The sequence below is a fragment of the Streptomyces sp. GQ60 genome (genome assembly GCF_059758875.1).
The window spans coordinates 1-20,317 of record NZ_JCAXEG010000037.1; the positions used below are offsets into that span (position 1 = coordinate 1).

Here is a 20,317-nt window from a genome sequence, read left to right on the forward strand (position 1 = left end):
GGGCGGTGGTGCCTTTTGTTCGGTCCTGACACCCGCGTGCCGACTCGCGGCAACGCGCAGGCTCTCCACCTCACGGGCGATCAGTTGCTTCAGGGTCTGGGGATCCCGCGGGGTGAAGGGCATCGTCAGTCCTCGGCTTCGGCGGCAGGGGGCCGCAACTGCGGCTACGCGTCGAGCATGGCCGTACGCAGGCCGGCGAGCACGCGGGCCAAGATGCGCGAGACCTGCATTTGGCTGATCCCGAGTTCGGCGCCGATCTCGGACTGGGTCCTCTCCTGCGCGAATCGAAGGTACAAGATCTCGCGGTCCCTTTCGGGGAGCCGCTTCAGCAACGGGCCGAGGGCGTGGAGATCCTCGAAGAGCTCGATCGCCTTGGGGGTCTCTTCGGCGACGGGTTGCCGGTGACCGCTCCGCAAGGAGGAGCCCTGGTCCTCTTCCCCGGCGGGTGGAGTTTCCAGGCTCTGAGTCGAATAGCCGTTGGCGGCCACGAGCCCGTCGATGACTTCTTCCTCCCCCAGGTCCAGGTGGCGGGCCAGCTCCTTGACGGTCGGCGCCCGCCGCAGGGTGGAGCCGAGTTCGTCCCGCGCCTTGGCGAGTTCGACACGCAGTTCCTGCAGTCGCCGCGGGACGCGGACCGCCCAGGTGGTGTCCCGGAAGTGCCGCTTGATTTCCCCGGTGATGTAGGGGAGGGCCAGGGAGGAGAATTCGACCCCGCGCTCGGGTTCGAACCGGTCGATGGCCTTGATGAGGCCGATGGTCCCGGCTTGGATGATGTCCTCCATCTCGGCGCCCGCCCCCGCCGCACTGCCCGTCCGGCTGCGGAACGCCTTGGAGGCGAAGCGAACGAGGGACATGTTCATCTCGATGAGCGTGCCGCGGACGTACTGGTGCTGTGGAGTGCCTTCGGTGAGGCTGTTCAGCCGCTCGAAGAACACCTTGGTGAGCTCTTTCGCGTGGAGGGGGTCGACCCGGTGGGGCTGGGTGACCACGGGCAGTTCCGTACCGGCCTGCGGCGCGCCGCGGCGCACTCCTTGCGTGAAGGGCATGCCTGCGGCGGGCGATCCGGTCGTGGCGTTGAACGGGGCGGTGAAACCGGGCACGGGACGGCCCTCCTTCGGCCTCAGGGGTGAGACAGGGAGCCTGCCCGCCAGGTCCCGGCTGCCCGGGAGTCGTCAGCCCCCTTCGCCCGGGACCTTCGGCCCTTCGCCTACGGGCTTGTGACCCTTGTGCCCCTTGTGCCGCGAGGGCGCCGCAGCCGAACCGTGCTCGTCTTGCGGTCATACTGGGCGCGACATCCCGGAGGAGCACGCCGAGTCGTCGGGGAGAGGGAGCGGACGGGTGGAGAGCCTGCTTTTCGACAGCGGAGACCTGGAGGCCACGCAGGAGTTCTTGTCCTCGGCCTACACCCCCATGCGGATCGGCGGCCGCCCCGCGGACACGCGGGCGCGGATCTCCCGCAGAGCGGTGGGCGAGCTGAGCGTGGACCGGCTGGCGTTCGGATACACCATGTCCTACGACGCGGGCTGTCTCGGCAAGGTGTGCCTGGTGACGATGCACGCCGGGACGATCGTGAACACCACGGGAGGCCGGGAGGAAGTGTTCGGCCCGGGCGAGACCTTCCTCGTGGCACCCCCCGACCGGCCGTACGCGGGGCAGGTCCGCGAGGCCCGGTACACGATCACGATGTTCGATCCCCGGCTCCTGGGCCGGGTCTCCTCCCTGCCGGCGGGCCGAGGGGTGCGGATCACCGGAGCCCGGCCGATCGCACCGGCCGCGAACCGGCAGCTGGGCGCGGCCGTCGCCTATGTGCGCGACCACGTGCTGGACGAGGCCTCAGCGTCCGGCGACGGCAACCGGCTGGTGGTCTCCACAGCTGCCCAGCACCTGGCGGCGACGGTCCTGGCGACACTGCCGAACACCACGTGCGCGGAGCGAAGGGACCTGAGGGACACCCGCGACGCCGGCAGCGGCACCTTGCGCCGGGCCGTCGAGTTCATCGAGGCCAACGCACATCGCGACATCACCCTCGCCGACATCGCGGCATCGATCCCCGTCACGCCGCGCGCGGTCCAGTACGCCTTCACCCGCCACGCCGGCACCACGCCGCTCGGTCATCTGCGCCGCGTCCGGCTGGCCCGTGCGCATGCGGAACTCGTCGCGGCGGACCCTGCGACCGGGACGACCGTTTCCGGGGTGGCCGCCCGCTGGGGCTTCGCCCATCAGGGCCGCTTCGCCGCCGCGTACCGGCAGGTGTACGAGGTGGCGCCGTCGGTCACCCTCGGCCTGCGGTGATCCCGACGGGCAGTGTCAGAACGCGGTCGCGGACCGGTCCGGGCCGTCGCCCACCGACTCGGTGATGTCGAAGACCGTGTCGGCGCCCGTGATGCTCAGCAGGCGCGAGAACTGCGCGCTCGGGCCGGCGAGGGTCAGCGTGCGCCCGCTCTCCGTGCACATCAAGCGGGCCCGCAGCAGCGCGTTGAGCCCGGTGGAGTCGCAGAACGTGAGCCCGGCGAGGTCGACGACGACGCGCGCGGGGGCGTCGACGCCGGTGCAGGCCGCCGACAGTGCCGTGCGGAGGCCGTCGACGTGTTCGAGGTCCATGGCACCGGTGAGCGTGATGAGGGTGACATCGGGGCGAGTGAGGACCGTGACGTTCTGCGGACCTGGGGTGTCAGTCGGGTTCACGCCATTCCTTGCTTCGGATGCGGTCACGGAACCGTCCGCGGCAGCGGGTGCGACGGGTCCGGCTCCGCTCGTCTGCGTGCCCCGACCGTAGCCGCGGCAGGCGGGATCTACAGCCCCGCAAACGACGAGAACGCCTTCTTCGTTTAACGGACCGCCGACCGGGCGGCCGGCGGCGGGCCCTGCTCCCCTGAGGCGGCCGGAGCGATGCGCACGGCGAAGAGCACGGTGTCGTCCTCGGAGCGGGAGGGAGCGACGGTGTCGGCCAGATGCCGCAGGACATCGGCCAAGGGGGCGTCGGGGCGGGCCGCGGCGAGGAAGCGTGCGGCCTCGTCCGTGGCGGTGCCGAGGTCCTGGCCGCGGTGTTCGACGAGCCCGTCGGTGTAGAGGAGCAGGGTGCTGCCCGGGGCCAGGAGCCGGGTACGGGTCGTACGGGGCACCGGCGGCAGCGCGGGGTGCAGCAGGACGTCGTGCGCCCGGAGCTGTTCGGCCGGCTCGCCGGGTGCGTCCGGATGGGCGAGGAGCGGGGGCGGGTGCCCCGCGTTGGTCCAGGAGAGCTGCCAGTGGCCGCCGGAGCGGGGGGTCAGATGGGCGTGGACGAGGGTGCCGCCGGCCGGGAGATCCAGCGTCTGGCAGGCTTGGACGAGCGCCTCGACGGCCTGGTGCGGGGGCCGCTCCGGGTGGTCGACGTCCGCTTGCCGGAGCATGCTGCGGACCTGCCCCATGAGAGCCGCGGCGTGCACGTCGTGGCCGGTGATGTCCCCCACCGTCAGGGCCCATGCGCCGTTCGGGCCGGGCAGCGGATAGAGGTCGTACCAGTCGCCGCCGACCATGTCCTGCTGGGCCGCCGGCCGGTACAGGGCGGCGGTCTGCAGTCCCGGAACCTCCACGAGATCGGTGAGCATGGCTTCCTGCAGCCGCAGCGCGATGGAGACGCGTTCGTCCAGGTACGCGGCCCGCTCCACGGCCCGGGCCGTGTAGTCGGCCAGTACGACGAGCACCGCCCGCTCGGCCGGATCGACCACGTGCGGGATGTCCCAGCCCAGTTCCAGCACGCCGAGAACGCCTTCTGAGCCCGGCAGCGGTACGCACGCCAACGTGTGCAGGCCCAGCGCGTCGAAGTCGGCCACGGCCTCGGGCGCGTACCCGCTCGCGAGCGTCTCCCGGTCGGGGACGACGACCGTCCGGCGCTCTCGTACCGCCCGCGCGCCGGGTCGGCCCGCATCGGCCCCGTACCCCGCGTCCGTCCCCTTCCAGGGGGCTTGCCCCGCCTCGGCCCCGGCCACCTGCCGGAGCGATCCGTCCTCACCCGACAACACCAGGCCCACGTGGGAGGGCTTGAGGTCACTGCCCGCGAGGTCGCTCACCCGTGCCCAGACCTCGCCCAGCCCACTGGTGTCCCCCAGATCCTCCGCGGCCCGCAGCAACAGTTGTGCCCGGTTCAGCAGGGTCTCCATCCGGTCGGCCTGGGCCTCCGCGAGCGAAGCGGCCTCCCCGGCAGCTTCTCCGGCGCGCAGCACCTCGTCGGAGCGCAGGCGCAGCCGCATCTGCGCGCTGCACGCCGCGCCGAGATCGCCGAGGTCCCGCAGGTCGTCCCCGGTCCACGTGCGCGGCCCGGTGTCGGTGGCCGCCAGCACACCGAGGAGTTCCCCCTCGGGGCCGACCAGGGGGACGCCCGCGAAGGCGAGCCGATCGTCACCGCCCCCCGTCAGGGCCAAGGGCCCACCGAGCTCCGCCACGCAACGGCACAGCCTCGCGGTTTCGGCGTCGGCGGAGCCGGCCGGCCAGCTCTCGACCACCTCGGACCCGTCGCCCGTCACCCATACGAGAGCCCTGGGCGCGGCCAGAAGGCGGGTGGCCAGGCGTGCGAAGCGGTTCACGTCTGCCCCTCACGCGGAAGCCGGCCCCTCCGGCAGAACTCGGGACGGCCAGTTTATCGACCGGCACCCCGTTCCTCACGCGGAGCGGCCGCCGAGGGCGGACGGCCGCGGGAAGGCCTCCACCTTCACCCCCGCGGTGCCAGGATGGTGAACAGGCCTCCCTCGGGATCTCGCAGGGTGATCGACCGGTCGGCCGCGGAGGTTTCCACCGGGGAGACGGACCTCCCGCCCGCGGTGGTCGCGGCTGTGACCGCGGTCTCCAGGTCGGGCACCCGGAAGTGGACGTGCCAACGGGGCCGCACGTGCGGGTCGGGGTCCGCGTCCACGGCGCCGCCGCTGATCCGTGCGACCGTGTCGTTGCCGTGGCGCAGGACGACGTGGTCCTGTTCGTATGCCGCCACGCAGGATCCGGGTGCTTCGCCGGCCCAGTCGAGCACCTCCCCGTAGAAGATGGCGGCCGCGAAGGCGTCACGCGTACGGAGTTCCAGCCAGGCCGGAGCGGGGCCGTGGCCCACTCGCCAGTCCCTGAGCACCCGGCCCTGCCAGAGCCCGAAGACCGCCCCGGCGGGGTCGGCGGCCAGCACGGCCCGGCCCGCGCCGAAGGCCAGCGGGCCGACGGCCACGGTCGCACCGCGCTCGCGGATGCGGGCGGCCGCGACTTCGGCGTCGTCGGCGGCGAAGTACGGAGTCCAGGCGGCGGGCAGGGACAGATCGTCGGCGAGCATCCCGAAGCCGGCCACCGGAGCGCCGTCGCGATAGGCGAAGGCGAACCGCTCCCCGAGCCGGGTGCCGCGGAAGGTCCAGCCCAGCACGGCTCCGTAGAACCGCTGGGCGGAATCGAGATCCCGGGTCATCAGACTCACCCAGCACGGCGCGCCGAGGACCTCATGGCTTGACGTGGACACAGCTCCGGGCCGCAACATGGCGCTCACCTCGCAGGGGATGCCTCCACCGTAGCCCCCGGCGCCCGCCGCCCGGGCGCGCGCCGGTCCGTGTCGCGGCGGTGCGCCGGTCCGGCGCGGGCCGCCGGAGGCCGCCGGACCGTTCGAACCGAGCCTGAGGCCTTCCGTCTGATCCTCCGAAGATCGACGCCTTCCCGGATGGGGCGCTCCGGACCGGGCAGGCGCAGTACCTGATCACGTTCCGGCCCGCTCCGAGGGCCGCGGTGAAACCGGAGGTAAGTGTGCCCAGTACAGCTCTGTCCTCGGCCGCGTTGCCCGGCAGCCTCGTGGCCCTGCACGGCGTCTATCGTCCCCAGGCGGACACCCGGCTCCTCGCCGATGCCCTCGCGCTCGAGGACATCGGACCCCGTACCGACCTCCTGGAGATCGGAACGGGTACCGGCGCCCTGGCCCTGCACGCCGCGAAGAGGGGTGCCCGCGTCACGGCGGTCGACGTGTCCTGGCGGGCGGTGGCCACGGCCCGGCTGAACGCCCGGAAGCTCCGGCTTCCCCTCACGGTGCTGCACGGGGACTTCGAGGCGCGCACGGCGGGACGCCGATTCGACGTGGTCGTCTCGAATCCCCCCTACGTCCCGGCTCCAGAGGGCCGGCTGCCGACACGCGGGCCGGCGCGGGCCTGGGACGCCGGCCTCGACGGACGGACGGTCATCGACCGCATCTGCGCGGACGCCCCTGCCCTGCTGCGGCCCGGTGGGGTCCTGCTCATGGTCCACTCGGGCATGTGCGGGGCGGGAGAGACCCTCGCCCGGCTGACCCGGGTGGGGATGACCGCGGAGGTCGCCGCCAAGGCCGAGGTGCCCTGGGGGCCCGTCCTGCGCTCACGCCGGGCCTGGCTGGAGCGCAGGGGCCTGGTCGCCGCGGCCGAGGAACGGGAAGAGTTGGTGGTCATCCGTGCCCGACTCCACTGACGACACCACCGGCGACCGTCCGTGCCCCGCCGCGCTCAGGGAGGCGAGTGCCCGCCGGGTGACGGTCGAGCCTCGCGGCCCGGTATTGGTGGAGGGCCCCGTGGAGATCGCCCTCGAGGACGGGACGGTGGCCCGGTCCGACCGGTTCGTCGTCGCGGTGTGCACCTGCCGCCGGAGCCGCACCTACCCCTGGTGCGACACCAGCCACCGTCGCCGCGAACGACCGGCGCCACCCGACGACAGGAGCCCGTGATGACCCTGACGCCCGCGCCCGCGACCACGCCCGCAGGCACGACCGCGCCCGCGCCCGGCACGAGTGCCACGACGGGCGCCCCCGGTCCCCGCCTCGCAGCCGGGCGGGGCGAGCTGTCCGACGCCGTGGTCGCGGCCCTGAGGTCGGGGGCCCCGCCCGTGTACGCCCCCGGCACGGTACTGAAGGCGGATCCGTGGGGCGAGGACCTGCAGCTCGCCCTGTACCTGCTGTACGAACCGCACTACCGGGGCTTCGAGGGAGTGGACGACGCGCGGGAATGGGACCCGGACCTGCTGCGGCTGCGCCGGGCCCTGGAGGACCGCTTCCTGCACGCCCTGAGAACGGAGCTGTCCGCCGGGCCCCGATCGGTGGGGGAGGCCTTCGCCCCGCTGCTCGTCGAGCCCGTGGACCTCTCCGGCAGTCTCAGCCACCTCCTCGAAACCGAGGGCGAGCTGTGGCAACTGCGCGAGTACGCGGCGCTGCGCTCCCTCTACCACCTCAAGGAGGCGGACCCGCACGTCTGGGTCGTCCCCCGGCTCACCGGCCGGGCGAAGGCCGCGATGGTGGCGATCGAGTACGACGAGTTCGGGGCCGGGCGCGCGGAGCGCGTCCACGCGCGGCTCTTCGCGGACCTCATGGCCGACCTCGACCTCGATCCCGCGTACGGCCGCTACGTGGAACAGGCGCCGGCGCCCCTGCTCGCGACCGTGAACCTGATGTCCCTCTTCGGCCTGCACCGGGCCCTGCGCGGCGCGCTCGTCGGGCACTTCGCGTGCGTCGAAGTCACCTCTTCCCCCGGCTCCCGCCGCCTGGCCAACGCCATGCGGCGCTGCGGGGCCGGCCCGGCCGCCGAGCACTTCTACACGGAGCACGTCGAGGCCGACGCCGTCCACGAGCAGGTCGTGCGCCACGAGGTCATCGGGGGACTCCTGGCCGACGAGCCGGGGCTGGAACCCGATGTCGCCTTCGGCTGCGCGGCGACCGTCCTCCTGGAAGACCGCCTCGCGACCCACATCCGTACCGCGTGGAAGCAAGGATCCAGCGCCCTGCGCACGCCTCTGCCCGGCCGCGACACCACCGCCTAGGCCAGACGGGCGTGCGCGCCCGGTTCAGGAGGACGCGGTGGGGCAGGCGCGGGGGTGTCCCGTACGCACCCGACCACGAGGAGACCTGTCATGCGAAGCGCCCCGTCGGAGCCCGAGCTTCCGGACCGTGTGCCGGAGAAGCGTGACGCCGTCACCCCCGACCTGCCGCCTTTGGGCCCGGTAGCACCCGACCTCCCGGCCGCGGGGCACGCAGCGGCTCGGGAAGGCTCCCGGGAGGGCCGCGGCAGCGAGGACGACCGCGGGGAGGGCAGCGGCGAGGAGACCGCCGGCGAGGGGAGCACCCGTGCGGAGGGCCAGCGGCCGGTCGCCGGCCCCGGCAACGCCGAGCCGCAGGAGCCGACCGACTGACGGCCCCCTCGCGCGAGAAGGCGACACTCCCGGACGTATGGAACGGCCGCGGCGGGGCAGCCGACGGGAGATATCACCGTAAACCGACATGGAGGGTGATCGTGGCCACGCGCGCGAGCAATCCCATGCAACAGGACGCCCCACCGGCCACGGCCGGACCACCGTCCGTGCGCGGCACGCCGACGGCGAGGGCCCACCGCTCGCGTCTCGCGCTCCGTGTCAACGGCCGGGACCACGTCCTCGACGTGGACAACCGCGTCACCCTCCTCGACGTCCTGCGCGAGCGGCTGGACCTGACCGGGTCCAAGAAGGGCTGCGACCACGGACAGTGCGGAGCCTGCACCGTTCTCGTCGACGGCCGTCGTGCCAACAGCTGCCTGCTGCTCGCCGTGGCCCAGGACGGATCCGAGATCACCACCGTCGAGGGACTGGCCGGCGCCGATGGCACCCTCCACCCGCTCCAGCAGGCCTTCCTCGACCACGACGCCTTCCAGTGCGGCTACTGCACCCCCGGCCAGCTCTGCTCCGCCGTCGGTGCCCTGCGCGAGGCCGCCGCCGGGCACCCCTCGCACGTGACCCGCGCCGAGGCCGCGACCGACCCGAGCCGGCCAGCCGTCCTGACCGCCGAGGAAATCGGCGAGCGGCTCAGCGGCAACCTCTGCCGCTGCGGCGCCTACAACGGGATCGCCGACGCGGTCGCGGACGTCGCGCGGACCCGCAGCCCGGCCGCGGCGTCCACCCGGGACCCGGACGTGATCGCGTGAAGCCCTTCGCCTACGTGCGGGCCACCAGCCTCCAGGAAGCGGCGGCCGCCTGCGCGAGCCACCCCGGCGCCCGCTACCTCGGTGGCGGCACCAACCTCGTCGACCTCATGAAACAGGGCGTCGAAACCCCGGGCACCCTCATCGACCTCACCCGACTGCCCCTCCACGGCATCGAGGAACTGCCCACGGGAGCGCTCCGGGTCGGCGCCGGCGTCGCCAACACGGATCTGGCCGCGCATCCCCTGATCCGGACCCGCTACCCGGCGCTGTCCCAGGCCCTCCTGGCCGGCGCCTCCGGGCAACTGCGCAACGTCGCCACCACCGGCGGGAACCTGCTGCAACGCACCCGGTGCCCGTACTTCCAGGACGTGTCCAAGCCCTGCAACAAGCGGGAACCGGGCACCGGGTGCAGCGCCCGGGACGGCGTGCACCGCGACCACGCCGTCCTGGGGCACTCGGAGCACTGCATCGCCACCCACCCCTCGGACATGGCGGTGGCCCTCGCCGCTCTGGACGCCGGGATAGAGCTGTACGGCGGCGAGCACGGCACCCGGGAGGTGGCGGCGACCGCCTTCCACCGGCTCCCCGGCGAGCACCCCGAACGCGACACCGTCATCCGTCCGGGCGAGATCGTCACCGCCGTGCTCCTGCCTCCCGCCGCCCCCGGATCCGTCTCCCTCTACCGCAAGGCCCGCGACCGAGCCTCCTTCGCCTTCGCCCTCGCCTCGGTGGCGGCCGTGCTCGAACTCGACGACGGCCGCGTACGCCACGTCGCCCTCGCCTTCGGCGGCCTCGCCCACCGGCCCTGGCGCGCCGGCACCGCCGAGGAACGGCTCACGGGGGCCGAACCCACGCCCCAGGCGGTACGCGACGCCGTCGACGCCGAGCTGGCCGCGGCCAGGCCCCTGCGCGACAACGCCTTCAAGGTGGACCTCGCCCGCAACCTCGCCCACGACGCCCTCGGCACGCTGATCCGCTCCGTCGGCGGGGGGCCTCCCGCCCCCTCCCAGCGGTGACCGCTCCCCCTCAGGAAGGGAACCTCGATGCGCCCCACCCCCGACGACCGGCCCGTGCGCGCGCTCGGCAGCCCCGCCCTGCGCCGGGAGGGCCGCGAAAAGGTGACCGGGGCCGCCCGCTACGCCGCAGAGCACACACCGCCCGGCTGCGCCTACGCCTGGCCCCTACCCGCCACGATCGCCCGCGGACGCGTCACCTCCGTCGACACCACGGCCGCAACCACCCTGCCCGGCGTGATCGGCGTACTGACCCCGTACGACGCGCCCCGGCTGGGCGAGGCGGACGACCCCACGCTGCGCCTCCTCCAGGACCTCCGGGTCCCGCACCGCGGCTGGTACGTGGCCCTCGCCGTGGCCGACACCCTGGAGGGTGCCCGGGCCGCCGCCTCCGCGGTACGCGTCGCCTACGAGAGCGACCCCCACGACGCCACCCTCACCGTCGGCCATCAGGACGCCTACACCCCGGAGGAAGTCAACGGGGGCCATCCCGCACACCGCGAGCGGGGCGACCCGGACGCGGCTCTCGCCGCCGCCCCCGTACGGGTCGACTGCGCCTACGCGGTCGCGCCCCTGCACAACCACCCCATGGAACCGCACGCCGCCACCGCCGACTGGGACGAGGCGAGCCACCACCTCACGGTGTACGACTCCAGCCAGGGCGCGGGCCCCGTCCGTGACGCCCTGGCCGCACTCTTCAAGCTGACCGAGGAGGACATCACCGTCGTGTCCGAGCACGTCGGCGGCGGGTTCGGCTCCAAGGGAACGCCGCGTCCCCACGTGGTCCTGGCGGTGATGGCCTCGCGCCACTACGGCAGGCCCGTGAAACTCGCCCTGCCCCGCGCCCACCTGCCCGCCACGGTCGGGCACCGCGCGCCCACCCTGCACCGCGTCCGGCTCGGCGCCCGCGCCGACGGCACCCTCACCGCACTGACGCACGAGGTCACCACGCACACGTCACGCGTGCGCGAGTTCGTCGAGCAGGCGGCCGTACCCGCCCGCGTCATGTACGCCGTGCCCGCCATCCGCACCACCCACCGCGTCGTGGCCCTCGACGTGCCCACGCCGTCCTGGATGCGTGCTCCCGGTGAGACGCCGGGCATGTACGCCCTGGAATCCGCGATGGACGAGCTGGCCGACGCCCTCGGCATCGACCCGGTCGAGCTGCGCGTGCGCAACGAACCCCGCACCGAGCCCGACAGCGGCCGCCCCTTCAGCAGCCGCCACCTCGTCGAGTGCCTGCGCGAGGGCGCCGAGCGGTTCGGCGGGACCGGCCGCAGCGGAGCGCGCCGCGAGGGTCCGTACCTCATCGGCAGCGGGGTGGCCGCGGCGACCTACCCCGTGCTCGTCGCGCCCTCCACCGCCCGAGTACGGGCCCGGCCCGACGGCCACTACCTCGTGGAGGTCGACGCCACCGACATCGGCACGGGCGCCCGCACCGTCCTGGCCCAGGTGGCCGCCGACGCCCTGCGGGTCCCGCTCGACTCCGTGTCCGTCGCCATCGGGCACACCGGCCTGCCCGCCGGCCCGCTCGCCGGAGGATCCTCGGGCACCGCCTCCTGGGGATGGGCCGTCCACGACGCCTGCGACGCCCTGGTCGCTCGACGGGAACGCCACCACGGGCCGCTGCCGGCCGAGGGCCTGTCCGCGTCCGCCGACACCACGCAGTCGGCCAAGCAGAAGTCCCCGTACGCCCGGCACGCCTTCGGCGCGCACTTCGCCGAGGTGCGGGTCGACACGGTCAGCGGCGAGGTCCGCGTACGCCGCATGCTGGGCGTCTTCGCCGCCGGCCGCATCCTCAACCCGCTCACCGCGCGCTCGCAGTTCAAGGGGGCCATGGTGATGGGACTCGGCATGGCATTGACCGAACACAGCACGATGGACGCGGCGTTCGGCGACTTCACCGAGAGCGACCTCGCCACCTACCACGTACCGTCGCACGCCGACGTGCCCGCCATCGAGGTCCACTGGATCGATGAGCACGACAAGCACCTCAATCCCATGGGCAGCAAGGGGATCGGCGAGATCGGCATCGTGGGTACGGCGGCCGCGATCGGCAACGCCGTCTGCCACGCCACCGGACGACGTCTGCGCGAACTCCCCCTGACACCCGACCGCGTCCTGACGGCACTCGGACGCGCCGGCTGAAGTCGTGTCGGCTGAAGTCGCGCCGCACCCGTTCCGCGACGACGAGAGGACGAACCCATGAGCGAGAAAGAGGCACGGGGAGACGAGGTCTACCAGCCTCAGCCCGAGGCCGAGCCCTCCGAGCTCCAGCCCGATATGGACGACGGTCTCGGTACGCCCGACACGGACGAACAGCTCGACACCGGCTACTCGCCGCCCGAGCGCCCCTACGCGAGCGACCGGGACGACACCACGGCCGCGGGGCAGCACAGCGGCGAGAGCCTCGACGGCCGCCTTGCCCGGGAACAGCCCGAGCCGGAGCCCCCGTGGGGAGACGGGATAGGGGACGTGGCAGGCGGCGAGGGCGAGCCCGTCGACCCGGAGGCAGGTGCCGACCGAGCAGGGCGGCTGGCCCCGGCCACGGCCTCCCCCCACCGGAACGACATCATCGCGCACGACGTCGGCATCGACGGGGGAGCGGCTTCCGCCGAGGAAGCGGCCGTACACGTCCTCCCCGACGCCGATGAGGCCGAGTCATGAGGGAACAGCGGACGCAAGGCGCCCGGAGGCGGGCGCCCCTCATGGCCACACCGAGGCAGGCCGCGTGGGCGGGCTGAAGGGCGAAGACGCCAGGCGCATGGCCCGGGAGGTCCTCTCGGGCCATTCCGTGAGGGAGCGCCTGATGGACGACGTCCTGCTGGTGGTCACGGAACTCGTCTCCAACGCGGTTCGCCACGCGGGCGGGGTGACCGCTCTGAGGGTCCTGTACCTGCCGGATTCGGTGGCCGTCGAAGTGTCAGACGCCTCTCCGCTCGCTCCCCGCACGCCGGGCACGCCGGCAGCAGCGCCAGGAGGGTTCGGCTGGCTGCTGGTCAAGAAGATCGCGCAGCGCACCGAGATCCGATACGGCCACGAGGGCAAGACCATCACCGCGTTCCTCCGCCGCTCCAGCACGACGGGCGCGCACCGGACGGGACGCACGGACGCGTGAGGGGCCCGAACTCGCAGTTCGGGCCCCCCACGCGGAGCATCAAGCAGACACGCGAGCATCAAGCAGGGCGACCGCCGAACGGGGCGCCGGACCCGTAGTACGTGCCCAGTTCCTCGTGATAGCCGGCGTCACCGAGGTGCTTGTCCCGGTGGAACTCGGGCGCGCTCTTGATCTGCTCCTTCGACCGGTCGACGTAGAGCTTCCGCTCCTGCGGGTCGATCCGGACCACCGTGCTCGCCGGCAGCAGAACTTCCTTGCCGAAGATCCAGACTCCGGTGTCCACGACCAGATAGGCGTCACCGACCTCGTCGGAGTGCTTGTCCACCTTGCCGATGTCGCCGTCGGTCGCCTCGACCTTGTAGCCCGTCAGATCGGTACCGGCCAGATGGCCGGAGGTGGACGTGTAACTCCACACATGCTCCGTCACGTAGAAACAACTCCTCCGGTAAAGACTTCTGCTCAATCTCGGGGTCTCGGCGGGTGAAACCCGTCTACCAGCGGTACCAGCGTCCGCCACCCGTCTTGGGGCGGGCTACGAACCCGATCAGCCAGAGGACCAGCACCGCGAGGGCGATCCACCAGAGGATCTCCATCGCGAATCCGGCGCCGGCGAGAACGAGAACGAGCAGGAGAACCAGTAGCAGGGGAACCATGACTATCAACCTCCGAACAGGCGTGTGCCCCACCGACCGGATCTCACACGCATCCGGTCGGCGCCCGCTCGCCGAGCCCGGCCGGTAAGCCTCCAGCTCCCCCCGCACGCGGTTTTCGACGCGGCAGTGTGGCAGGCGGCGAGGCGGGGCAGACGCATGCAGCCGTGCAGCCCACCCAGGAGGCCTGTCGATGTTCTGCGAATCCACTCTGGTACCCGTGCGCCTCGATGCGGCGGCGGGCCGCGTCCTTCTCCGCGTTCGCTTCTCGTACGACGGCGGTGACCCGTACGCGGTGCAGGCGGAGTTCTCCGACGGCCCCTGCCTCCTGGCACGTTGGCGCTTCGACCGGCAGATGCTGGCCGAGGGACTGCGCCGCCCGGTGGGCGAGGGCGACGTCGCTTTCCGTCCCCACACGCGAGCCGGCGTCGGCGAACTCCGGATCGACCTGCGCGGCCAGGAGGGTGAGCGGGAAGAGAAGGCCGTCCTCTTCGTGGATGCCGCCGCGCTCACGGCCTTCCTGGAGCAGACCTACGCAGTCATCGGCGCCGGAGAAGAGTTCCTCGACCTCGACAAGCTCCTCGACGAGTTCCTGGCCCGGTAGGCACCTCCTGAGGAGGCGTGCTTCGTCCCGTCATCGAGGGTTCCGCGTGCCACCGGACGAATCCGCGCCGGTCGCGTCCGGCCGTGCCCCGGATTCGCCGCGAGGGTGCAGGCCGGGGCCCAGGGCGGGGCCGGCGAGCGTGGTGGGGGAGAGGGTGGTGGGTTCTTCGCCGGGTTCCAGGAGGGTGTCGGCGGCGCCGACGATCAGCGTGTCGGGCTGCCCGACGGCCTCGGTGTCCTTCCGGTCGTAGTCGATGCGCCACAGCAGGCTGCGGATCGCCTCCAGCCGGGCCCGCCGCTTGTCGTTGGTTTTGACGACGGTCCAGGGGGCGTGCTCGGTGTCGGTGGCCCGGAACATGTCGACCTTGGCGGTCGTGTACGCGTCCCACAGCCCGAGGGATGCGAGGTCCGTGGCCGAGAGCTTCCACTGCCGTACGGGGTCGACCTGCCTGATCGCGAACCTGGTGCGCTGCTCGGCGCGGGACACCGAGAACCAGAATTTCACCAGGAGGATCCCGTCGGCCACCAGCATGGCCTCGAAGGCGGGGCACTGGTGCAGGAACAGCTCGTTCTCCGCGGGGGAGCAGAAGCCCATCACGCGCTCGACTCCGGCACGGTTGTACCAGGAGCGGTCGAAGAAGACGATCTCGCCGGCGGTCGGCAGATGGGCGATGTACCGCTGGAAGTACCACTGGCCGGATTCCCGCTCGGTGGGCTTGTCCAGGGCGACGATCCGGGCACCACGCGGGTTGAGGCGTTCGGTGAACCGCTGGATGGTGCCGCCCTTGCCGGCGGCGTCCCGCCCCTCGCAGATCACCACCAGCCGGGCTCCGGTCTCCTTGACCCAGTGCTGGAGCTTCAGGAGTTCGATCTGCAGGACGCGCTTGGTCCGCTCGTACTCACCGCGCCGGACCTTGCGGTCGTAGGGATAGTTCTCCTGCCACGTGCGGATCGGGTGGCCGTCGGCGTCCAGCAGTACGGGTTGCTCGGGGCGGCGATCGTCCACGCTCAGTCCCTCCAGCAAGTCCTCGCCGTCGGGCTGTCGCGTTCCGTACGTGTCCATACCGTGCGCCTACCCCGACGGACGCACGCACACCGCACGGTCGGCGTCCCGGTCCTGCCCGCCGCCCGTGGGCGAGGGGGATCAGGCCACGGATGTCGCACCGGTGATCAGGGCGAGCAGTCCGGGCAGTCCCCCTTCCGCCCAGGCGCGGCGCTGGCGGTCGGCGGGGGTGCCTTCCCGCAGGAGCCGGTGGACCAGGGCGCTGACCTCCCGGAGGTCACCGGCTTCCTCCAGGGCCGGGGTGACGTGGCGCAGGAGGGAGCAGAGGACGTCTCCGCTGCTGTGCGGGTGGCCGTACGGATCCAGCAGGGTCCGGTTGAGACCGTGCCGGGCCGCGTGCCAGTTTCCGGCTTGCAGGAGCTCCTGGTCGCTCACGGCCAGGGGTGCGCCCGCCTTCTCCTCCGCGATCGCCGTGACGACCAGCGCCCGTACGATGCCGGCGAGCATGACGGCGTCGTCGGCCCGGAGCTGGACGTCCAGGCAGCGCACCTCGATGGTGGGATAGCGGTCGGAGAGCCGGGCCTGCCAGTACACCTGACCGCGGTCGGCGATCATCCCGGACTCCACCAGGGCCTCCAGGCGCCGTTCGTAGTCGGCGACGCCGTCGAAGACGGGCGGCGGGCCGCTCACCGGCCAGCGTCCGAAGACGATGGTTCGCCAGCTGGCGAACCCGGTGTCGCGCCCCTCCCACAGGGGTGAGTTGCCGGACATGGCGAGCAGCGCGGGCAGCCAGCCGCGTATCCGGTTCATCACCGCGATGCCGGTCCCGGGGTCGGGGACCGCCACGTGGACGTGCATCCCGCAGATCAGGTGCTCGTCGACCAGTTGCCGGGCCTCACCCTCCATCCGCAGGTAGCGGCGGGTCGGGGTCACGGGCACGGGCAGGGCCCCCCGCAAGGGGGCCGCACCCGTGGCGGCGATCCGGCAGCCGTTCGCTTCCGCGGCGGCGGCCACCGCATGGCGCAGGCGCAGCAGGTGGCCCCCCACCTCGTCCAGGCTCGAACAGACGGGAGTGGCCACCTCGATCTGCGCTTGGAGCAGCTCGTCCTGGACCTCACCGCGATCCGTGATCCGTCCGAGCCCCGCGGTGCGCCTCACGTCCTCCACCCGCGCTGTCGGCAGCCCGGTCACCGGATCCACCAGCACGTACTCTTCTTCGACGCCGACCGTGATCATCTCCTGCGACTACCCCGCCCCGCCTTGATCACGCGTCCCGGGAGCGAACGGCCGTCGCGCGGCGAGTCAGGGTGTGAAGAGGACCTTGACGGCGCCGTCCCGCTTCTTCTGGAACATCTCGTACGCGTCCGGTGCCTCTGCGAGGGGCAGCCGGTGCGTTGCGAAGCCGTCGACTCCGAGGGGGTCCGCGTCCGTGAGGAGGGGCAGGAGGTCGTCGACCCAGCGCCAGACGTTGGCCTGGCCCATGCGGAGCTGGATCTGCTTGTCGAACATCGTCAGCAGCGGCAGCGGGTCGGCCGTTCCGCCGTAGACCCCGGCGAGGGAGATGGTGCCGCCGCGGCGTACGAGGTCGATGGCGAGGTGGAGCGCGGAGAGCCGGTCCACGCCGAAGCGCTGCATCATCCTGGCGGCCAGCGCGTCCGGCAGCATGGTGGTGAGGTTCTGGGCCCCCTTCGCGAGCGGTGCCCCATGGGCTTCCATGCCCACGGCGTCGATGACGGCGTCCGGACCCCGTCCACCGGTCAGCGCCCGCACCTCGTCGGCGATGGCCTCGCCGTAGGTGCCCAGGTCGAGGGCGTGGACCCCGCGGGCGGCGACCCGGGCGAGGCGTTCGGGGACGAGGTCGATGCCGATGACCAGGCCCGCGCCCCGGTGCGCGGCGATGCGGGTGGCCATGTCGCCGATCGGTCCGAGACCGAGTACGGCGACCGATCCGCCCGGCGGGATTGCCGCGTACTCGACGGCCTGCCAGGCCGTGGGGAGGACGTCGGAGAGGTAGACGAACCGGTCGTCGGGGCCGTCGGCGGGCACCGGGATGGGAAGGGTGTTGCCGAAGGGAACCCGCAGGTACTCGGCCTGGCCGCCGGGCACCTGCCCGTACAGCTTCGTGTAGCCGAACAAGGACGCCCCGCTGCCGTACTCGTGCACCTGGGTCGTCTCGCATTGCGACTGCAGGCCGTGGCCGCACATGTGGCAGGTGCCGCAGGAGACGTTGAACGGGATGACGACCCGGTCGCCCGGCTTCACCCGGGTGACCTCCGGGCCGACCTCCGCCACGGTGCCCATGGGCTCGTGGCCGAGGATGTCCCCGGCGTCCAGGAAGGGGCCGAGCACCTCGTACAGGTGCAGGTCCGATCCGCACAGCCCGGTGGTGGTGATCTTCACGATGACGTCGGTCGCGTCCTTGATCACGGGCTCGGGGACGCTGTCCACTCGGACGTCACGCTTACCGTGCCAGGTCAGGGCTTTCATAGTGACTCCTCGCTCGGTGGAGGCCGCCATTCGGCTGACGCCCCGACCGCGTGTCCGCTCAACGCCGCTGACGCGTTCTGCATGGGCGGCTACCCGAGCTGTTGCACGGGAATCCCCTCGGTGGCGGAGACGGGCTCGAACGGGGGCGGATCGCCTCTCGATAGGCCCCGTCCGCTCGTCCCTACAGGTCGAGCTGGTACTGGACCGTCGTGTGTGTGGGCACGTAGTCGAGGCTGTCGCTGATGTGTCGCATGTGCGTGTTGCTGTCGGCGGTGTCGGTCAGGAGGCCGCCGAGGTTCGGATAGCGCCCGTGGGCTTGTCGGATCGACTCGGCTTTCATCCAGCGGCCGAGGCCGTGTCCGCGGTGCTCGGGTAGGACGCCGGTGCCGTAGTGCTGGCCGTCACCCGTGCCGCTGCCGGGGACGACGAGTTCCGTGAACCCGGCGATCGAGTCGTCGGTCGTGTCGATGGCGACGACCGTGTGCAGCTGGTCTCCGCGGTCTCCAACGGCCTTCGCGGCGGCCCGGACCCGGTCCACGTCCCAGGTCACGGTGCCGTAGTCGGTGTCTTCCATGGGCATGTCGTCCATGGCGCGGCGTGAGGCGGCGAACGTGTGGGCGAGGTCGTCGGGGACGGTTCCCCGCCATGACGCCAGCCGGTAGCCGGGGTGTGGACGCTCGATGATCTCCGCGAGGGCGGTGGGGTCCACGTCGGCCAGTGGCAAGCGGGCGAATCTCAAGGTGAGCACCTTGCGGAAGCCGTGGGCCGGCAGGAAGTGGTTGCCGGGCGATCCGGCCTCGGCCTGCGCGCTGACGCAGCGCCGGGCGTTGTCCCGGGCGGCGGCCACGGCGGTGTCGAGGAGTCTGGAGCCGACGCCCTTGCGGCGCTCCGTGGGATGGACCTGGAGGGTCAGTTCGGCCAGGTGCTCTTGTCCGCCGTCGAACAGGCGCAGAAAGGCCGTCCCCACGGGGATGGAATCGGCGTCGGACGCCAGCCATGCGAGGCGTCGGCTGTTCGCCCCGTGTGCGGGGTCGGTCAGTGGGGTGATGCGAAGCGACAAGGTGTCTCCGTCGTGAGGAGGTGGCGAAGGTCAGTACGCGGGCTCGCCTGCTGGGCACTCGTACGCATGTGCTCCACACCTCCTCGTCGACAGTGCCGGCCCGGAACGACATGGACGGCTCGGGCGAACTTAGCCGGACCATCGGTTCCCCGGCAAAGGGTTAACGCAAGACCTTCCCGCGTCGACGATCGACACCTGGACGCGTTCGCCGCCGTACGGGGCGGCATCAGCGGCGCCCCGGAACCGTTCCTCCAGACCGAGGGCCCGGGAACGCGGTCAGCGGTCGGTCGCGTCTGCGGCACGCCGGTATGCGGCGTTGAGGCGCTGGGCCTCTTCGAGCTGGTCTTCGAGGATCACGATCCGGCAGGCGGACTCGATCGGGGTGCCCTGGTCCACGAGCTCCCGCGCGCGGGCGGCGATGCGCAGTTGGTAGCGGGAGTAGCGGCGGTGGCCGCCTGCCGAGCGGAGCGGAGTGATGAGTCGGGCTTCGCCGATGGCGCGGAGGAAGCCCTGGGTGGTGCCGAGCATTTCGGCGGCCCGGCCCATGGTGTAGGCGGGGAAGTCGTCGTCGTCCAGATGGCCGCCGAGGGGGCCGGTCGGATCTTCTGCTGTCATGTGTATCTCTCTGTGGAAACGCGTGGAGGGGCCCTGGCGCCTATTGGCACCAGGGCCCCGAAGGAACTGCTACACCATCTGCCGGCCCTGATCGTGCGCCGGCCTTCTGTGTCCGCGTGCCCGACCTGCGTGCTGTCGGGGCTGCGGGGATCGCGGTTGCTTGACCGGAGACCACCTCACTATCGATGTCCTGCGGTACCCGGGCTCAACGCTCTGCCCGGGCGATCCTGATGGTGCTCGGCTCCTCCGTTCTTCCCTCTGGGATCAATCATTTACGGGTACTGCCGTACTGCACCTACGGGTACTGCTGGGTAATGCGCACTGCGAACTGCTCGGCGGCCTGTCGTAGCACCGCTCTCCGGCAGCCAGCCCCGTTGCCCATCGTGCGTCTGCTCTGGCTTGGAACCCCACTGCCGAACTTCCCGGTGCGCGCGTCCGCAGTCGACGCCTTCACCGAGGTACCGCTCTCGCTGAACTTCACTGCTGATTACTTCCACCTGCGTTACTGCGGCACTGCTCGCGGCGGCCCCTGATCACTGCGGGCCGCCCGGTCCGGTAGTCAGTCCCGTCGCCGTCCTGCACAAGCTGTGGCTTCGACACTCCACTACCGCACCGCACTGCTGAACTGCGACTACTTGTACTTCACGTACTGCTGCCCGGCAGTTCGTCTCTGCCAGGCCCTTCGGTCTTTCTGGGCTACGAGAGAAACCATAACCAGACCACGGACCAATGTCTACTCCCGCCAGCGTAGATTTCCGGGTGCATCTCGATGAGGAATCCGCGTGCTCCGCGAGGAGGTCAGGCCGCGGGCTGGGGTTGGCGCAGTTCTGCCTGGCCGAAGAGAAGGGCGTAGCCGCCCAGAAGC

22 protein-coding genes are annotated in these 20,317 nt (G+C 72.0%); 11 read left to right on the plus strand and 11 right to left on the minus strand.

Translation table 11 applies throughout. From position 1 onward, the window contains the following. Nucleotides 1–164 precede the first annotated feature (164 nt). A complete protein-coding gene (locus AC6CKD_RS37100; protein ID WP_498333738.1) occupies nt 165–1,046 on the minus strand; it encodes a SigB/SigF/SigG family RNA polymerase sigma factor in 882 nt (293 codons plus the stop codon). 292 nt (nt 1,047–1,338) lie between these two features. Between AC6CKD_RS37100 and AC6CKD_RS37105 the strand changes: the two genes are divergently transcribed. Beyond that, nucleotides 1,339–2,292: an AraC family transcriptional regulator gene (locus tag AC6CKD_RS37105; protein WP_498333709.1), complete on the plus strand. Its 954-nt coding sequence runs from the start codon at nt 1,339–1,341 to the stop codon at nt 2,290–2,292. 15 nt (nt 2,293–2,307) lie between these two features. Here AC6CKD_RS37105 and AC6CKD_RS37110 read toward each other — a convergent pair whose 3' ends face one another. The 3 genes from AC6CKD_RS37110 to AC6CKD_RS37120 form a co-directional block, all read right to left on the minus strand. After that, nucleotides 2,308–2,685 carry an STAS domain-containing protein gene (locus AC6CKD_RS37110; RefSeq protein ID WP_498333711.1) on the minus strand — a complete coding sequence of 126 codons (378 nt, stop codon included), beginning with the start codon at nt 2,683–2,685 and terminating at the stop codon, nt 2,308–2,310. 143 nt (nt 2,686–2,828) lie between these two features. Beyond that, a complete protein-coding gene (locus tag AC6CKD_RS37115; RefSeq protein ID WP_498333713.1) occupies nt 2,829–4,562 on the minus strand; it encodes a PP2C family protein-serine/threonine phosphatase in 1,734 nt (577 codons plus the stop codon). Nucleotides 4,563–4,687: 125 nt separating this feature from the next. Beyond that, nucleotides 4,688–5,416 (minus strand): VOC family protein, encoded by a 729-nt coding sequence (locus AC6CKD_RS37120; protein ID WP_498333715.1) that lies wholly within the window; start codon nt 5,414–5,416, stop codon nt 4,688–4,690. 344 nt (nt 5,417–5,760) lie between these two features. Between AC6CKD_RS37120 and AC6CKD_RS37125 the strand changes: the two genes are divergently transcribed. The 9 genes from AC6CKD_RS37125 (at nt 5,761) to AC6CKD_RS37165 (ending at nt 13,034) form a co-directional block, all read left to right on the plus strand. Continuing rightward, on the plus strand, nt 5,761–6,432 hold the full coding sequence (locus tag AC6CKD_RS37125) for a HemK2/MTQ2 family protein methyltransferase (RefSeq protein WP_498333740.1): 672 nt from the start codon (nt 5,761–5,763) through the stop codon (nt 6,430–6,432). Further along, complete coding sequence (locus AC6CKD_RS37130) at nt 6,416–6,685, plus strand: CDGSH iron-sulfur domain-containing protein (protein WP_498333716.1); 270 nt, start codon at nt 6,416–6,418, stop codon at nt 6,683–6,685. The genes AC6CKD_RS37125 and AC6CKD_RS37130 overlap by 17 nt, the downstream gene beginning before the upstream one ends. After that, nucleotides 6,685–7,770, plus strand: a complete 1,086-nt coding sequence (locus tag AC6CKD_RS37135; protein ID WP_498333718.1) for an iron-containing redox enzyme family protein — start codon at nt 6,685–6,687, stop codon at nt 7,768–7,770. The genes AC6CKD_RS37130 and AC6CKD_RS37135 overlap by 1 nt, the downstream gene beginning before the upstream one ends. Before the next feature lie 90 nt (nt 7,771–7,860). Next, nucleotides 7,861–8,139, plus strand: coding sequence for a hypothetical protein (locus AC6CKD_RS37140; protein ID WP_498333719.1), 279 nt, complete (start codon nt 7,861–7,863; stop codon nt 8,137–8,139). A 125-nt stretch (nt 8,140–8,264) separates the two neighbouring features. Beyond that, nucleotides 8,265–8,903: a 2Fe-2S iron-sulfur cluster-binding protein gene (locus AC6CKD_RS37145; protein WP_498333741.1), complete on the plus strand. Its 639-nt coding sequence runs from the start codon at nt 8,265–8,267 to the stop codon at nt 8,901–8,903. Beyond that, nucleotides 8,900–9,919, plus strand: coding sequence for an FAD binding domain-containing protein (locus AC6CKD_RS37150; RefSeq protein WP_498333720.1), 1,020 nt, complete (start codon nt 8,900–8,902; stop codon nt 9,917–9,919). Before AC6CKD_RS37145 ends, AC6CKD_RS37150 begins: the two co-directional genes overlap by 4 nt. Before the next feature lie 27 nt (nt 9,920–9,946). Beyond that, the gene (locus AC6CKD_RS37155) at nt 9,947–12,064 is read left to right on the plus strand and encodes a xanthine dehydrogenase family protein molybdopterin-binding subunit (protein ID WP_498333722.1); all 2,118 of its coding nucleotides are present in this window, start codon (nt 9,947–9,949) and stop codon (nt 12,062–12,064) included. Nucleotides 12,065–12,121: 57 nt separating this feature from the next. Then, nucleotides 12,122–12,583 carry a DUF5709 domain-containing protein gene (locus AC6CKD_RS37160; RefSeq protein ID WP_498333724.1) on the plus strand — a complete coding sequence of 154 codons (462 nt, stop codon included), beginning with the start codon at nt 12,122–12,124 and terminating at the stop codon, nt 12,581–12,583. A gap of 97 nt (nt 12,584–12,680) precedes the next feature. Continuing rightward, nucleotides 12,681–13,034 (plus strand): ATP-binding protein, encoded by a 354-nt coding sequence (locus AC6CKD_RS37165; protein ID WP_498333743.1) that lies wholly within the window; start codon nt 12,681–12,683, stop codon nt 13,032–13,034. A 58-nt stretch (nt 13,035–13,092) separates the two neighbouring features. Here the strand turns inward: AC6CKD_RS37165 and AC6CKD_RS37170 are convergent, their stop codons facing one another. Next, nucleotides 13,093–13,461 carry a PRC-barrel domain-containing protein gene (locus AC6CKD_RS37170; RefSeq protein ID WP_498333726.1) on the minus strand — a complete coding sequence of 123 codons (369 nt, stop codon included), beginning with the start codon at nt 13,459–13,461 and terminating at the stop codon, nt 13,093–13,095. A 64-nt stretch (nt 13,462–13,525) separates the two neighbouring features. Continuing rightward, a complete protein-coding gene (locus AC6CKD_RS37175) occupies nt 13,526–13,687 on the minus strand; it encodes a hydrophobic protein (RefSeq protein ID WP_498333727.1) in 162 nt (53 codons plus the stop codon). Between the two features lie 217 nt (nt 13,688–13,904). Between AC6CKD_RS37175 and AC6CKD_RS37180 the strand changes: the two genes are divergently transcribed. Beyond that, nucleotides 13,905–14,288, plus strand: coding sequence for an SsgA family sporulation/cell division regulator (locus tag AC6CKD_RS37180; RefSeq protein ID WP_498333729.1), 384 nt, complete (start codon nt 13,905–13,907; stop codon nt 14,286–14,288). Between the two features lie 30 nt (nt 14,289–14,318). Here AC6CKD_RS37180 and ppk2 read toward each other — a convergent pair whose 3' ends face one another. From ppk2 to AC6CKD_RS37205, 5 genes are all read right to left on the minus strand, one after another. Then, a complete protein-coding gene (gene ppk2 / locus AC6CKD_RS37185; RefSeq protein ID WP_498333730.1) occupies nt 14,319–15,350 on the minus strand; it encodes a polyphosphate kinase 2 in 1,032 nt (343 codons plus the stop codon). Nucleotides 15,351–15,431: 81 nt separating this feature from the next. Continuing rightward, nucleotides 15,432–16,526 (minus strand): carboxylate-amine ligase, encoded by a 1,095-nt coding sequence (locus AC6CKD_RS37190; RefSeq protein ID WP_498333732.1) that lies wholly within the window; start codon nt 16,524–16,526, stop codon nt 15,432–15,434. A 66-nt stretch (nt 16,527–16,592) separates the two neighbouring features. Further along, the gene (locus AC6CKD_RS37195; protein ID WP_498333734.1) at nt 16,593–17,777 is read right to left on the minus strand and encodes an alcohol dehydrogenase catalytic domain-containing protein; all 1,185 of its coding nucleotides are present in this window, start codon (nt 17,775–17,777) and stop codon (nt 16,593–16,595) included. Nucleotides 17,778–17,958: 181 nt separating this feature from the next. Beyond that, on the minus strand, nt 17,959–18,837 hold the full coding sequence (locus tag AC6CKD_RS37200; protein ID WP_498333735.1) for a GNAT family N-acetyltransferase: 879 nt from the start codon (nt 18,835–18,837) through the stop codon (nt 17,959–17,961). 276 nt (nt 18,838–19,113) lie between these two features. Continuing rightward, nucleotides 19,114–19,452, minus strand: coding sequence for a MerR family transcriptional regulator (locus AC6CKD_RS37205; protein WP_498333737.1), 339 nt, complete (start codon nt 19,450–19,452; stop codon nt 19,114–19,116). Nucleotides 19,453–20,317 lie beyond the last annotated feature (865 nt).